Below are 14,265 nucleotides of genomic sequence, written 5' to 3' on the forward strand. Positions count from 1 at the left end.
CGCGACGCCATTTGTGGGGCGCGCGACATGACGCCGAGGTGGGTGGGTTCGGCTGCTCCGCTGCTCCGCTGCTCGAGCGACCGCCGGCGGGCTGCTCAGTACTTGACGGTGCAGCCGAACGCCTCGGTCTCTTTCGTGGAGATCGCCTTGCCGGCGGCGAGCTCGGCCAGCGCGGCATCGACGTAGTTCGTGACCTGCTCGCCCGGCTCGGGCTCACCGCCCTTCGTGCTGTCGATGGCGCCGGCGTAGACGACCGTACCCTGCGGATCGATGACGACCATGTGCGGTGTGCGCTGGGCGCCGTAGGCGCGCCCGACATCGCCCTTCTCGTCGATGAGGACGGGGTAGCTCATCCCGAACTCGCCCTTTGCCTTCACGTTCTCTTCCTTGGTGGTGCCCTGCTTGCCCGGGGCGCCCGAGTTGATGGCGAGCCACACGACCCCCTTCTGGGCGTGCTGCGCCGGCACGTCCTTCAGGCCGCCTTGGCGGTGCGCGAGCTGCACGAACGGGCAACCCGGGTTGAACCACTCGAGGACGACCGTCTTGCCCTTGTGATCGGCCAGCTTGACGGGCTTGCCGTCGAGGTCCGGCAGCGTGAAATCGGGCGCGGGCTGCCCGATCTTGGCCTGGGCCGCCTTCGCCTGAGCCGCCGGCGCGTCCGCGGCCTTCGCCTTCGGGGCGTCGGCCTTGGCGGGCTGCGGCGCGGCGGCGCCGGTGGCCGCGGGCGCGCTCGCCTCGCCTGGCTGGGTGCAGGCCGCGAGGGCCGCGGCGAGGAACGTCAGGGAAATGAGCTTGTTCATACAGGGACGCTTACCACGCGTCGCGGGAGGCGCATGCGTCACGGGAACTCCGGCCAGCGATCGCCGGTCGCCCACCGGTATCGAAGGCCGAGCTGGCCGAGATCCGCGCCCAGCAGGCCGAGCCGATCGGGCGTCGCCGCCACCACCATCACCGTGCCCACCGCGTCCAGGTGGTGCGTCAACGACACGGCCAGCACGGGGCCAATGCGCACGACGAGGCTGTCGCGGCCAGGGTTGCCGAGCACCTCGGCGGCGGCGCCCAGGCGGAGCTCGCCGAACCGGTCCATCTCCGCCATGTAGCCGAGCCGGCCCCGGTAGAGGTACGGCGGCTTCATCACCGCGTGGAGCGCCTCCTCGTAAAGGTAGAACCCCCGCGGCGTCCCCAGCACCGCATAGCCGGTCGCGACGCCGAACAGGCTGCCTCCGAGCAAGGGTATCGAGCCCGACACCTCGATCTCCCCGGCGACGTACCGCGAAGGGGGGCCCTGCATGAGCTCGGTGTCCCTGCGCGTGTACGACGCCCGGGGCTCGAGGAAATACTGGCTCGTCGAGAAGGCGTATCGCGCGCCGCCGCGGATCTCCACGCTGGGCAGCGCGGCGCGGAGGCCCAGGTACTCCGCGCCGCCGCTCGGCGACACGCTCGCGTAGGCCTCGATCCCGAGCCAGGACCAGTGCGGCTTGCCCACGCCGAGGGCGAGGCTCGGCCTGAAATAGATCACGCCGAGATCCATCAGCGCGGAGAGGAACGGGCGCGCGGCCGCGCTCCGCGCCCAGTACGAGCGCTTCTGCAGGAGGTCGATGCCCGAGGGCACCGGCGGCGGCTCGCCGGCGGTCGACGGCAGATCGGCCGGATCCTGGGCGCCGGCCCCGCGGGGCAGCAGGGTGAGCGCGGCGAGCGCCGCGGCGGCGGCCAGCGCGCGGCGGAGCGCCATCGCTAGAACCTGCCCACCAGGTACCCGCCGAGCGGCGCGGGCGCGAAGCTGAGCGTGACGCCGTCCCCGCGCGGCGCGCCCGAGGCGGGGGCGCCGCCGCGGTAGTGCAGGAGCCACGGGAGCCCGAGGCCGGTCAGGGCGCCGACCGCCGCGCCCGTGAGCGCGTCGGTCGCGAAGTGCTGGTCGGAGACGACCCGGAGCGTCGCCACGGCCGCCGCTGTCCCGAGCGACGCGGCGCACGCGAGCGCGTCGGGGGCGCCTCCGCCGTACAGGGGCAGGTTCGCGTGGTGCGAGCACACGAGCCCCGCTGCAGTGAACGCGGTCGAGCTGTGGCCGCTGAAGAAGCTCCGGTACCGCTTGCTCCCGCGGCAGTCGAGGTCCTGCTGCTCCTGCGGCCCGGCGCACCCGGCGCGGTAGGGGCGCTCGCGGCTCGTCAGCCCCGCGATGACGCCGTTCAGGGCCGCGTTCAGCGCGAGCGCCTCGACGTCGATCATCGCGATCTCCCAGGCGACGCTGCCGCGGCCGTGCCCCCACCAGGTCACGAGCAAGGCGTCCACCGCGAGGTGGTTGGTCATCAGCGTGAGCAGGAGATCGCTCGCGTCCCGCGCCATCTCGCGCTGGCGATCGCTCCGGATGCGCAGGGCGTCGCGCGCCGAGCCGTCGAAGCCGTTCACGGTCGTCCACCGGCCCTCCGACGGCGGGATGGCGAGCGTGCCGAAGGCGGTCGCGGCCAGGAGCCCCGTGGCCACGTATTCGCTCACGCGGAAGCGCGGCCAGGCCGGATCCCACGCGACCTCGGGCCGCGCGCGCGAGGGCCGCTCCGGCGCGGCCCGGCGCGGGGCGCTCGGCGCCAACGCCCCGGAATGGAGAGCGGTGATGTCGCCGGCTCCCCGTGTCGCCGCGCCGGACGGCGCCGCGGACAGCTCGGCTCGCGCCGCTGCAGACGGCTCGGCGCGCGCCTCTCGAGCGCCGAGCAGCGCCGCCACGGCGAGCGCGCTGGAGGCGAACCGGAGGGCCGCAGCGCACCTCAAGGAGCGGACCGCGCGATCAGAAATCGGGATGGCCGATGACGAGGAACTCGAGCGGACCGGCGCCCGTGTTGCGCAGCCCGTGGTGTACGTTCGTCTCGACGTGCATCATCTGGCCGGGACCGAGGGGCACCTCGCGGTCGCCGACGATGCCGAGCGCGTGCCCGGCCAGGATGTAGATGGTCTCGGTGGTCTCCGTGTGGAGCTCGCGCGAGATCTCGCAGCCGGGCGCCATCGTGCCCCTGTAGAAGCCGAAGGCGTGCCCGCGATCTCTTCCCAGCAGCTGCGCCATGAAGACGCCTCGGTTGGGCAAATACTCCATCACATCTTCGTCGGCTGCGGTCAGCACCACGGCCCCGTCGAGCTGCTGCCTCATGGCGATCCTCCTCCTTCACGAGTGAAGCCGCTGAGAGATCGAACCGTTACAGAAGCGCACCGCGTCCTGTCAACGGCGCTCCGCGCAAACCGTGCGACGGCGGCCGTCGGACTCTCAGCTTCCCAGCTTCTCTCCTTCCCCGTTCCCGTTCTCTGCGTTTCCTGGCTTCAGAAGGGCAACACCACGCTCGCGGCGGCGCGGAGCTCGTAGCTGAACGACATCGTCTTCAACCCCTTCGGAGGCAGCTCGACATGGCCACGGAGAAATCCGTCCTTCTCGTCCAGCGTCCAGCCGGGGGCCTCGCCGAGCGCGACCTCGACCTCGGCCACCTCGCTGACAGGGATCCGCTCGGTGACCAGCACGCGCTTCACGTTGCCGGAGAGGTTGGACACGGAGAGCTTCACTCGCCGGCGGATCTTGCGGCTCCCCGTGATCGCCGCGGTGTCCTGCTCCTCGTCGACGGTGCGCCGCACGCGCACGGCGTCGTCCACGCCGAAGCCGAGCTCGAACGGCTCGCCGGCGCCCACGAAATCGAGCCGGGCGCGGCCGATGAGGCTGCCGCCCCGCGCGATGCGCACCGGGCCTGCCAGCAGCGGGCGCGGCCGTCCACCGGCGCCGCCGCCGTCCAGCGTCACCGTGGCGCGCAGGTGAGCGGCGGGGTGGACCTCGGGGTACAGCACCAGCGCGAGCTCTGCGGGGAGCGAGCGCCGTGCGATCTCGATGCGCGTCGGGCGGCCGTCGGAGGCGAGGGTCACCGGCTCCGCCGCCTCGAAGATCAGCGGCTCACCGCCGTCGTCCACGCCTGGCATCTCGTCGACGGCCCGCGCCCCGCGGTCGAGCCCGGCCGCGGCGATCGCCTGGTCGCGCGCCTCGACGATCACGCGGCGGCGCTCGATCTCCGTCTTGCGACGCGCACGGAGCACGTCGTCCTCGAGCAGCGGCGCCTCGGCGCTCCTCGACGGCCGCGCGGTCGAGAAGCGCGCGGTGACGTTCTCCCAGACCTCGCCCGTCGCCTGCCACGCCGCCGCCCAGGTGGTGAGCTCGATCGAGCCGCCCGGCCCCTGCGCCGCCGCGCCGCCCGCGCTCGCGCTCGCGCCCGCGGCGCCCGCAGCGAGCCGCGCCAGGTGCTCGGGGCGCCAGATCGCGCACGCGACGCGGTACGTCAGCTCGATATCGACGGGCTGGGGCGCGGGGGCGTGCACCTCGACCTCGATCACCGCTTCATAGCGCGGTTGCTCGACCGACCCCTCGCGCAGCCGCGTCGCGGCGCGCCGCGCGTCCTCCTCGGCGCGCGCCCGCGCCGCGCGCGCGTCGGCCGATGCGCCGAGCGCCTCGGCGAGCGCCGCGTGCAGCGCCTCGGCGCCGCCGCGCCACGAGGCGAGGCGCTCGGGCTCGCCGGCGTCCTTCGGGACCTCGCTCATCGCCCGCGCCCACTTCGCGAGCAGCTGGTCGAGGTGGGCCTCGCGGCGCGACGCCCGGTCCCGCGCGCGCTCCGCGGCGCCGGCCCGCAGCGACGCCTCGCGCTCCTCGCGCTCCAGCGCGTCGATCGCCTCGCGACCGAGCGCCGCCTCCCTGTGCGCCCTCCACCGTACGCGCGCCGCCGTCACCCGGACCGTGTCCGCGCCCGCGACGCGCGCCTGCACGGTGCGCTCGTCGACGAACACCGAGACGCCGCCGATCGCGATCCACTGCGCCCCGGCCTGGACCTCGACGCGCGCAGCGCGCGCGACCTCGGCGCGATCCTCGAACAGCGTCACCGCGCGCGCCACGCTCGGGTGCGGCGCGCGGGCGCCTTCGTGCCCGCCGCTCGCTTCGCTCCCTTCGCCTCCGCTTGCGCTCCGCCCAGCCCGGTCCGAACCGCTCGCATCCGTTGCCATGGTGCGCTCGTTTCCTTTGTTATTCTCGACGGTTACCGCCGACGATCTCGTTCTTGGACGAGAACACCACGCGGTAGGTGAAGGCGACGGAGGCCTTGCCGCCTGGCGCGATCGGGACGCGCCAGCGCAGCCCGCCGCGCACCGGCTCGCCGAGCTCCTCCTGGGTGTACGGCTCGGCCTTCGGCTGCGACGAGAGGAGCTTGATCTCGACGTCCTTGTCGTCCGTCACCGGGATGCGGTCGAGGACCTCGACCTCGACGCCCATCCCGAGCGACGAGGAGAGGTCGATGACGACCGCGTGCTCGACGGCGAGCGAGCCGCCGAGCAGGCCGGCGCTCGACTCGTCCACGCGCGCGTTCCTGGCGACCCGGATCCGCTCCTCGACGCCGAGGCCAGCGCGGAGGAGGCCGCCCCGGTCCACGCGCCCGAGCGAGGATTGCGCCGCGAGGGCGCCGTCGACGAAGATCTCGACCGGCCCCGCGAGCAGGGGGGCGTCGAACGGGTTCTCGACGCGCGCCTCGCGGTAGACCTCGGCGGCCTCGCGGGGCGCGGTCACGAACCGGGGCGCGGCGGGGGCGCGCGCGGCGCCCAGCGCGACGCGGTGGAGCCTGCCGTTCGACGGCACGTCGGCGGCGCTCTCGCCGACGTAAAGGTGATCGAACTGCCCGCGCGAGTCGCGCGGATCCACGGCCCGCGGCGGGGCGCCGAGGTCCGCGATGTCCTGCTCCGCCCGCCGCGCGGCGCCCCTCGACGGCCCGGGCTCGTCGCGCGCGAGCCGGCCGCGCTGCTTGCCCGCTCCCGGGAGGTGCAGCGCGTCGAAGTCGAGCCACTCCTCGACCTGCGCGGGCTCGAGCGGCGCAGGGCCCGCGCCGCCGTCCAGCGCCTGCTCGGGAGCGAGCCATTCCTCTTCAAGGCTGGCCGTGACCTCGGCGCTCGCCGCGGAGCCGAGGGCGCTCCGGGGGACCGGGGGCGCGCTCGCCTGGGGAGCCGGCGGCGGGGGCGGCGCCCCGTAGCCGCCGCCGAACGACGGGAGCGACAGCCCGCGCGACTTGCGCGCCGGCGCGGCGAGCGGCATCGGCGCGGCCGCCGGCATTGGGGGCGGTGGGGCGAACGCCATCGGCGCGGCGGCCTGCACCGGGGGCGGCAGCGCGCCCGCGCCGGACGGCGCAGGCGGCGGCAGCCTCTTCATCGCCGCGAAGGACTCCGGGCTGGCCCGGTTCCGCGTGGGCTCGTCGCTGTCACGCGCGGGCAGGAGCCTTTCGGGCGCGGCGGTGGTCCGCGCGGCGGGCGGGGGGAGGGCGGCGACGAAGCGGTCGAACCCCTCGAACATGGCGTCGAGCCCCTCGGGCGCGGGACGGTAGCCGCGGCGCGGGGGGCGCTGCGCGCGGCTGAGCCGCAGCGAGGCGAGCTCCGGCAGCCGCGTGTCCTGCACGAGATCGGCGGTGGAGAGCGCGAGGCGCACGTCCTTCCAGTCCTCGCCGGAGGCCTGCGCGACGAGGGCGTCGAGCTGCAAGGCGACCTCGGTCGCGCCGCGCGAGAACCGCGCCGCGTAGGCGGGCCACCAGCGCGCGGCGAACACGGCGTACTCGAGCCGGAGCGCCGGCTCCCCGGCCGCGCCGCCGCGCTCCGGCGCGAGCCGCACGACCACGTCGAGGCGCGCCGGGTCGCGCTCCTCGACCTCGCCGCTCGTGGCCTGGGCGGCGTCGAGCTGGGCGGCCAGGAGCTCCTTCCGGGCGCGCTCGAGCTCCGCGTCGAGCGCGGCGGCGCGGGCGTCGAGCGCGGCGAGCTCGTCCGAGAGCAGGCGGCTCACCGCGAGCGCGTCGCGGATGCGGGCCGCCGGGTCGCCCGGCCGGAAGCGCCGCGCGAGCTCCGGATCGAGCGAGACGGCGCCGAGCTGGTCGCGCCAGAGGCGGAGGTGGTCACGCTCCGCCGACAGGCGCGCGATCGCGAGCTCGAGCTCGCGGAGCTCGGCGGAGAGCGCCGTCCTCGAGACGGGCGCCGGGGGCACGACGAGCCGCGCGCGCACGCCGATCACGTCGCGCACGTCGCGCACGTCGCGCGGGGGCCCGGAGCCCGCCGCCGCGCCCGCTGGGGCGCCGCCCGCGGCGTCCATGAGCGCGCGGAAGCTCCCCGGCTCGGCGAGGGGCGTGATCCCCGGCACCGAGATCTCGACCGCCCCCCGGGGGAGCGGCGCCGCGAGCTCGACGCGGCGGGTGACGATCGCCCCGCGCGCGTACACGACGACCCCCTCGATACGGCTAGCGCACTCGATCTTCTCGGCCGTCATCGCTCGTCCCTCGCCCGCGAACGCCCCGTGAGAGCGCGACGGTATCACGCCGCGTGTGGGCCCGGATAGCCGGCTATCTCCGCGTGTCGAGGAAGCCGAACCCGGGGAGTGCGTCGATGCCGTAGGCGCGCAGCGCGAGCTCGTCGAGCCTGTCGAAATCGCGCCGCTGGAAGGCGCTGCGGAGATCGCTCATCAGCTCGTCCGCGACGCTCTCCGGCGGCGGCAGGCGGATCCGCCGCAGGTACTGGGCCTGGAAGCGCAGGTAGCCGCCGCGCATCTTGACCGCATAGGACCACACGAAGAAGAGGGCGACCCTGGAGCCGAGCAGCCCGCCGAGGGCCTCCATGTCCCAGCCCTCCGAGGTGATGAAATAGAGATTGTGGTGCGGATAGAACCTGCCCTCGTCATAGACCACCTCGTTGGAGCCCGCGATGTCGGGGACGAGCAGCTTCGGGGCGGCGGTCAGCCCCGGATAGACGCGATCGATGGTGCGGAACCAGCCAGCGCCGCCCCGCCGGGCGATGTAGCGCCTCCTGATCTCGGCCTCGTGCGCGTGCAGGTACCCGGAGAGCCTCGGGTACTCCTCTAGATTGACCACCTTGCCGTCGGATCCGAAAGGATTGATGACGAACCGCCTTGCGTCGCGGATGCGGCCGTCCTCGATATCGTCTCGCATGACGAGCGGCACGAGGCGATCTCGCTCGATATCCACCTCTTCGCCGACGATGTAGATCCTGTCGCTCCCGGTGGCGACGCCGATGCCGACGCGGGTCCCGCCGACCTCCTCGATGGGCGCGAACCGCGCCTCGAGCGCGCGCAGGGCCTCGAGGTGCTCTGGCGAGCCGAGCACCCACGGGTCGTCGCCCTCGAACCAGGAAGCGTACTCCGACACGGCGACGCCGGAGCCGCGCTCGGCCGCGCCCGCCTCACCGCGCCCCTCCGCGCGTTGAAGAGCGGCGGAGGCGGCCTCGCACTCCTCCGGCGAGGCGGTGCGCAGCGTCGCGACAGGGACGCTCCCCGTCTTGCCGGGCGACACGGCGAATATCGACGGGTAGGCGACGACCTCGGACTCGAAGGGAGAGGCGCCCCGCAGATCGACGTAGCACCGCACCTGGAACCACCTCGACAGCATCCGGCGGAGCGGCGCGCCGTACCGGTTGAGGGTCCAACGGTCGGCGCAGATGAAGGAGAGGACCCCGCCGGGCGCGAGGAGCTCGAGGCCGCGCTCGATGAACGCCACGTAGAGATCGGCGCGGTCGTAGAGCGACCTGTACCGGTGTCGATACTCCTCCTGGAGCTCGGGTGAGAGCTGTTCGATCCTGACATAGGGCGGGTTGCCGACCACCGCGTCGAACCGGCGTCCCTGGCTGGTGAGGAGGAAATCGCCGTGGGCGATCCAAGCCTCCGAGAGGCGCGTCGCGTCGGCGTGCGGCAGCCCGAGCCGCGCGAGTGCGCCGGCGACCGCGAGGCGCGCGCGGTCGACGTGATCTCGCTCGACGTCGTACGACCGGATCGCCGGCTCGATCTCGAGGAGGTCGCGATCGTGGCGGCGCGCCGACTGGATCAGCCGCTCGGCGGCGGGGACAAGGAACGCGCCGTGGCCGCAGGCTGGCTCGAGCAGCGACAGCGACGCGAGATCCCGGTCCGCGGTGTAGCCCGCGAGATCGAGGATGAGATTCACGACGTGGGGTTTGGTCAGCACCACGCCGTGGGCCTCGCCCGACGAGCGCTCGCCGTAATCGTAGGCGCTCTGCGGGAGCATGACCGTCAGATCGAGGGCTGTCTGCATTGGCGCCGCGACCATGGTAGCCGCGATCGGCGCGCGCGGGCGACGCTCCACGGCAGCGCTCGCCGCGCGGTCGCTGCGCCCGAGGCCGCGGCCGGCCGCCTTGCGCCGGGCCTCTTCCCCGCTCGCGTGCCGCCGTCGAGGCGCTTTCTGCTTGTCCTTCCGCTTCCGCGCTCGGGGCGAGGCGCGGATCGCGTTTCAGGGGGCGTCGCCATCGAATAGAGTAGAGTCGCCTCATGGCGTTCCCCCTGTCTGTCTGTCCCGCCAATCGCATCGCGGCGAGCGTCGCCCGCGGAGGCGCGGTGCAACCGCCGGCCGCCGGCCCGGACGCTCGGTCGAGCGAGGGGGTCACGTGATCCTCGGCATCGGCATCGACGTGTGCGGCATCGGACGCATGGAGGATGCGCTCGCGCGGTGGGGAGAGCGGTTCTGGGAGCGGGTGCTGTCCGAGCCGGAGCGCCGGTCACTCGCGCACCGCGTGGACCGGGCGACGGCCCTCGCGGGCCGCTTCGCCGCGAAGGAGGCCGTGGTGAAGGCGATGGCCGGCGCGCCGGGCGTCGGCTGGCACCACCTGGAGGTGCGCGGCGCGCCGCGCATGCCGCCGACGATGGCGCTCCACGGGCCGGCGCGCGCGCTCGCCGAGCGCATGGGCGTCCGGCGGGTCCACCTGTCAATCACGCATGACGCAGGCGTGGCGGCGGCGGTGGCTATCCTGGAAGGGGACGGCGAAAGCCGATCCCCGACCGAAGTGGACGACGACGGCGAGAGCCGATCCCCGACCGAAGCGGACGAGGGCGGCGAGAGCCGATCCCCGACCGAAGCGGACGAGGGCGGCGAGAGCCGATCCAGCCTGGACGACGAAGGGAAAGAGCGCTCGTGATTCCGGTCCTATCGCGCGCGCAGATGCGCGCCTTCGACAAACACGCGATCCACCAGTGCCACGTCCCCGGCGTTGTCCTCATGGAGAACGCCGGCCGCGGCGCCGCCGACGTGATCTCGGCGATCATCGAGGGGCGGAGCGCCGGGCAGCCCGGCGACGCCGCGCACCGCGCGCCGCACCTGCCCGCGTCCGGCCTCTCGCCCGCGCGGGCGTTCTGGCCGGCGACATTGCCCTCCGGGGCGGGTCTCCGGGGCCGCCCTGGGAGCGTCCCACCGCCGCCGAACGGCCGTCGCGACGCCGAGGAGGCCCGCGCCGCGCGCATCCGATCGTTCCCCGTGCGGCACGTCCCGAGCCCGGGGCAGCCCGCGACGTACCCGCTCCACGCCCGCGTCGTCGTCGTCTGCGGGGCTGGCAACAACGGCGGCGACGGCTTCGTCGTGGCGCGCCACCTCCTCGCCCGCGGCGCGGAGGTCCAGGTCTTCCTCGCCGCCCGGTCCGAGAAGGTCACCGGCGACAGCCGCATCAACCACGACGCGTACGTGGATCTCGGCGGCGCGCTGACCGAGCTCCCCCCGGGCGCGTCCCTCGCCCCGCTCGAGGTCGCGCTCGCGGAGGCCGACCTCGTCGTCGACGCGATCTTCGGCACGGGCCTGGACCGCCCCATCGAGGGCCACCTCGCCGGCGTCATCGGCGTCCTCAACACGGCGACCTGCCTCTGCATCGCGCTCGACGTGCCTTCGGGCCTCGACGCCGACAGCGGCGCGCCGCTCGGCGCCGCGGTGCAGGCCGACGAGACCGTCACCTTCGGCCACCTCAAGATCGGCCTGCTCACGCCCGAGGGCGCGCGGCTCGCGGGCAACGTCCACGTCGTCGATCTCGGGGTCCCGGACCGGCCGATCCTCGCCCAGGTGGGATACGTCGCGGAGGTCCTCCGCAAGGAGACGATCGGCTCGTCGCTGCGCCCGCGCGAGGCGAGCGTCTACAAGCACCAGGCGGGCAACGTGCTCGTCATCGCCGGCTCGTCGGGCAAGCTCGGCGCCGCGCTGCTGACCGCGCGCGCGGCGATGCGGACGGGCGCGGGCCTCGTGACGATCTGCACCTGGGCCGACACGGCGCGCGCAATGGAGTCGCGCGTCGTGGAGCTGATGACGACCTCGATCGATCCGGCCCGCATCGCGGCGTCGCTCGACGGCGCGCTCGCCGGGCGGCGGGCGGTCGCCATCGGCCCGGGCCTCGGCCTCGACGAGCGGGCGCGGGCCGCCGTGGATCACGTCGTGCTCGGCTGGGACGGCCTGAAGGTCGTCGACGCGGACGCCCTGACCCACTTCGTGGGCCGCCCGGAGGCGCTCGCGACCGCGCGCGGGAGCCTCATCATGACGCCGCACTCCGGCGAGCTCGGGCGGCTCCTGGGCCGCAGCGCTCGGGCCGTCGAGGAGGACCGCTTCGGCGCGGTGCGCGAGGCCGTGGCGCTCACCCGGGCGATCGTCGTGCTGAAGGGGGCGCGCACGGTCATCGCGCTCCCGGACGGCCGCATGTTCATCTGCATGGCGGGCAACCCCGCGCTCGCCACCGCCGGCTCGGGCGACGTCCTGACCGGGATGATCGCGGCCCTCCTGTGCTCGATGGATCCTTCCGCCGCGGCGAGCGCCGGGGTGCTGATCCACGCGCTCGCCGGGGATGTGTGGCGCGCGCAGACGGGCAGCGATCGGGGGCTGCTCGCGGGCGAGATCGCCGAGCTGGTCCCGGGCCTGATCGCCGCGCTGGCCGCCGGGAGCGACCCGCTCTCGACGTGACGCGAGCGCCCGCTCCGCGGGACGCCCCGCCCGGCGCCCGCTCCGCCGGAAGCCCCGCCCGGCGCCTGCGCGGGTGGGGCCGCCGGGCCGGGCGCGCCGCGGGGCGGCTCGCCACCCTGGCGCGCCCGTTCTCCCTGCTGTCGATTTGACACGCGCGCGCGTGTCTCCGCCCGCGCCGTTCAGCGTGATTCGCGGCCTTCGCGAGGTCCGCGCGGTGGCACCTGCCTTGCCAGTGCCGGTACGACAGGAGGTCCCGCCATGCTCGTCCACGCCGCTCATGCCCCCGCCCGGTCCTCGAACCCAGCGCCGCCGTCGCCCGGCGCGACGCGCGCGCTCGGGCGCGGGCCGTCCTTCGGCGCGGCGCGGACGGCGCCAGGAGAGGGCTCGCGGGGAGCGGCCGACGAGCTGCTCCGGGGCCTTGTCGAAATGACACCGGAGCTCTTCGGCCGCGCGCTGCGGCTCTCCCGGACGCCCGCGACGGCCGAGGACCTCGTGCAGGACACGGTGGAGCGCGCGATCCGGTTTGCGGGGAGCTACGAGCCCGGGACCAACCTGCGGGCGTGGGTGCACCAGATCCTCTTCAGCGTCTTCATCACCCGCTGCCGCCGCAGCCGCCGCGAGCGCAACGCCCTCGACGTGCTCGCGAGCGACCCGTGCGCGTGGACCGCGCCGGAGCGCTGCGCCGACGTGCACGCCCTCTCGCCCGGCGTGCGGCGCGCGCTCGCGACGCTCCCGCCGACCTTCCGTGACACCCTGGTGCTCGTGGATCTCGAGGAGATGTCTTACAAGGACGCAGCGACGCGGCTGGGCGTCCCGGTCGGCACCGTCATGAGCCGCCTGCACCGCGGCCGGAAGCTGCTCGCCGAGGTGCTGCAGAGCGAAGCGCCGGGCGGCAAGACCGAGGCGAGGAGCGACGTGAAGGCCGCGGCGGCATGAGCGATCGCGGCGGCGATCTCCGTCGCCCGCGACCGGGCGTCGCGTCGCTCCTGCGCTGCGCCGATGCGGCCCGATTCGCCGCCGCAACGAGGGCTCTTTCGGCCGCCTGCGCGCCGCGCCTGCCTGCCGCGCTCGCGCGCTGCGCCTGCTTGCCGCGGTGATCTGCGCCCCCTACCATCGTCGTGCCACCGAGGAAGCGTTCCTCGCCAGGAGGCACCATGGCAACGACCGCGAGAGAGCCTCACGTCGTGATCGTCGGCGGAGGGTTCGGCGGCCTGAACGCGGCAAAGGCGCTCCGTGACGCGCCCGTCCGGGTCACCCTCATCGACAGGACCAATCATCACCTGTTCCAGCCGCTGCTCTATCAGGTGGCGACGGCCAGCCTCTCGCCGGCCGACATCGCGGTCCCGATCCGATCGGTCCTGTCGCGCCAGCGCAACGTCCGGGTCCTGCTCGGCGAGGTGACGGGCGTGGACCTCGCCGGCCGGCGCGTCTCCGTCGACGGCGACCCGCTGGACTACGACTTCCTGATCCTCGCGGTCGGCGCGACGAACAACTACTTTGGCCACGAGGAGTGGGCCCGGTTCGCGCCGGCGCTCAAGAACCTCGACGAGGCGCTCACCATCCGCGAGCGCATGCTGCTCGCCTTCGAGGCCGCCGAGCGCGAGGAGGACCCCGCAGCGCGGCGGCGGCTGCTCACGTTCGTCGTCATCGGCGGCGGCGCCACGGGCGTCGAGATGGCCGGCGCCTTCGCCGAGCTCGCGCGCTACATCCTCGCGCGCGACTTCCGCTCCCTCGACCCCTCGCTCTCGCGGGTGCTGCTCGTCGAGATCGGCGCCCGCATCCTCCAGGCCTTCCCGGAGAGCCTCTCTGCGAGCGCCGAGGAGCAGCTCACGTCCCTCGGGGTCGAGGTCATCAAGGGGCGCCGCTTCCGCCGCATCGACGAGCAGGGGGTGGAGTTCGAGGACGGCGAGCGCCTCCGCGCCGCGACCGTCATCTGGGCCGCGGGGGTCCGCGGCACCCCGCTCGCGCACGCGCTCGGCGTCGAGCTCGATCGCGTCGGCCGCGTGAAGGTCGGGCCGGACTGCTCCCTCCCCGGGCATCCGAACGTCTTCGCGATCGGCGACATGGCGATGCTCCGCGACCGGAACGGCGTCGACGTGCCCGGCCTCAGCCCTGCCGCGATCCAGGAGGGGCGCTTCGTCGCGCGCTGCATCCTCGGCGATCTCGAGGGCCGCCCGCGCGGGCAGTTCGCCTACCTCGACAAGGGGACGATGGCGACCATCGGCCGCTCGCGCGCCATCGCGAAGGTCGGGCGCCTGCAGATGTCGGGCACGCTGGCGTGGCTCGCCTGGCTGGCCGTCCACGTGCTGTTCCTTATCGGCTTCAGGAACCGCTTCACCGTCATGTTCGCGTGGATGTGGCAGTACATCACCTTCAAGCGCGGCGCCCGCCTCATCACCGGCCATACCTCGCCGGTGCTCCTGGCGGCGCCTGCGCCTTCGCTGCGTCGCCCGTCGGCCGCGAGTCCGGCGGCTGAGGCCGTCTCCAGCGGCCCCTGAGCGCGCCT

The 14,265-nt window shown here is 74.3% G+C and carries 11 protein-coding genes; 4 read left to right on the forward strand and 7 right to left on the reverse strand.

Features of this window, described 5'->3' with window-relative positions:
• Nucleotides 1-95: 95 nt before the first annotated feature.
• The 7 genes from POL72_RS21760 to POL72_RS21790 all read right to left on the reverse strand — a co-directional run bounded on the left by POL72_RS21760 (nucleotide 96) and on the right by POL72_RS21790 (nucleotide 9,089).
• A complete protein-coding gene (locus tag POL72_RS21760; RefSeq protein ID WP_272097426.1) occupies nucleotides 96-800 on the reverse strand; it encodes a thioredoxin family protein in 705 nt (234 codons plus the stop codon).
• A gap of 38 nt (nucleotides 801-838) precedes the next feature.
• A complete protein-coding gene (locus POL72_RS21765; protein WP_272097427.1) occupies nucleotides 839-1,732 on the reverse strand; it encodes a hypothetical protein in 894 nt (297 codons plus the stop codon).
• A gap of 2 nt (nucleotides 1,733-1,734) precedes the next feature.
• Entirely contained in the window at nucleotides 1,735-2,763 is a 1,029-nt protein-coding gene (locus POL72_RS21770; protein WP_272097428.1) for a phosphatase PAP2 family protein, read from the reverse strand.
• A gap of 16 nt (nucleotides 2,764-2,779) precedes the next feature.
• Nucleotides 2,780-3,136 carry a cupin domain-containing protein gene (locus POL72_RS21775; RefSeq protein ID WP_272097429.1) on the reverse strand — a complete coding sequence of 119 codons (357 nt, stop codon included), beginning with the start codon at nucleotides 3,134-3,136 and terminating at the stop codon, nucleotides 2,780-2,782.
• Nucleotides 3,137-3,303: 167 nt separating this feature from the next.
• Complete coding sequence (locus POL72_RS21780) at nucleotides 3,304-5,013, reverse strand: DUF4139 domain-containing protein (protein WP_272097430.1); 1,710 nt, start codon at nucleotides 5,011-5,013, stop codon at nucleotides 3,304-3,306.
• Nucleotides 5,014-5,032: 19 nt separating this feature from the next.
• Nucleotides 5,033-7,300 (reverse strand): DUF4139 domain-containing protein, encoded by a 2,268-nt coding sequence (locus tag POL72_RS21785; protein ID WP_272097431.1) that lies wholly within the window; start codon nucleotides 7,298-7,300, stop codon nucleotides 5,033-5,035.
• Nucleotides 7,301-7,373: 73 nt separating this feature from the next.
• Nucleotides 7,374-9,089 carry an Eco57I restriction-modification methylase domain-containing protein gene (locus POL72_RS21790; RefSeq protein WP_272097432.1) on the reverse strand — a complete coding sequence of 572 codons (1,716 nt, stop codon included), beginning with the start codon at nucleotides 9,087-9,089 and terminating at the stop codon, nucleotides 7,374-7,376.
• A gap of 349 nt (nucleotides 9,090-9,438) precedes the next feature.
• On the opposite strand from POL72_RS21790, the gene acpS reads away from it, so the two are divergent.
• The 4 genes from acpS to POL72_RS21810 all read left to right on the forward strand — a co-directional run bounded on the left by acpS (nucleotide 9,439) and on the right by POL72_RS21810 (nucleotide 14,257).
• Entirely contained in the window at nucleotides 9,439-9,966 is a 528-nt protein-coding gene (gene acpS / locus POL72_RS51280; RefSeq protein WP_272097433.1) for a holo-ACP synthase, read from the forward strand.
• The gene (locus POL72_RS21800; protein ID WP_272097434.1) at nucleotides 9,963-11,759 is read left to right on the forward strand and encodes an NAD(P)H-hydrate dehydratase; all 1,797 of its coding nucleotides are present in this window, start codon (nucleotides 9,963-9,965) and stop codon (nucleotides 11,757-11,759) included. Before acpS ends, POL72_RS21800 begins: the two co-directional genes overlap by 4 nt.
• A gap of 258 nt (nucleotides 11,760-12,017) precedes the next feature.
• Complete coding sequence (locus tag POL72_RS21805) at nucleotides 12,018-12,695, forward strand: RNA polymerase sigma factor (RefSeq protein ID WP_272097435.1); 678 nt, start codon at nucleotides 12,018-12,020, stop codon at nucleotides 12,693-12,695.
• Nucleotides 12,696-12,913: 218 nt separating this feature from the next.
• A complete protein-coding gene (locus POL72_RS21810) occupies nucleotides 12,914-14,257 on the forward strand; it encodes an NAD(P)/FAD-dependent oxidoreductase (RefSeq protein WP_272097436.1) in 1,344 nt (447 codons plus the stop codon).
• Nucleotides 14,258-14,265: the final 8 nt, after the last annotated feature.

Origin of the sequence: Sorangium aterium (assembly GCF_028368935.1) — a bacterium.
In the GTDB taxonomy this organism is placed as follows: domain Bacteria; phylum Myxococcota_A; class Polyangia; order Polyangiales; family Polyangiaceae; genus Sorangium; species Sorangium atrum.

Coding starts and splice junctions, on each gene's coding strand:
- POL72_RS21805 (WP_272097435.1), top strand. CDS start 12,018: ATGCTCGTCCACGCCGCTCATGCCCCCGCCCGGTCCTCGAACCCAGCG.
- POL72_RS21785 (WP_272097431.1), bottom strand. CDS start 7,300: ATGACGGCCGAGAAGATCGAGTGCGCTAGCCGTATCGAGGGGGTCGTC.
- POL72_RS21810 (WP_272097436.1), top strand. CDS start 12,914: ATGGCAACGACCGCGAGAGAGCCTCACGTCGTGATCGTCGGCGGAGGG.
- POL72_RS21780 (WP_272097430.1), bottom strand. CDS start 5,013: ATGGCAACGGATGCGAGCGGTTCGGACCGGGCTGGGCGGAGCGCAAGC.
- POL72_RS21765 (WP_272097427.1), bottom strand. CDS start 1,732: ATGGCGCTCCGCCGCGCGCTGGCCGCCGCCGCGGCGCTCGCCGCGCTC.
- POL72_RS21790 (WP_272097432.1), bottom strand. CDS start 9,089: ATGCAGACAGCCCTCGATCTGACGGTCATGCTCCCGCAGAGCGCCTAC.
- POL72_RS21760 (WP_272097426.1), bottom strand. CDS start 800: ATGAACAAGCTCATTTCCCTGACGTTCCTCGCCGCGGCCCTCGCGGCC.
- POL72_RS21775 (WP_272097429.1), bottom strand. CDS start 3,136: ATGAGGCAGCAGCTCGACGGGGCCGTGGTGCTGACCGCAGCCGACGAA.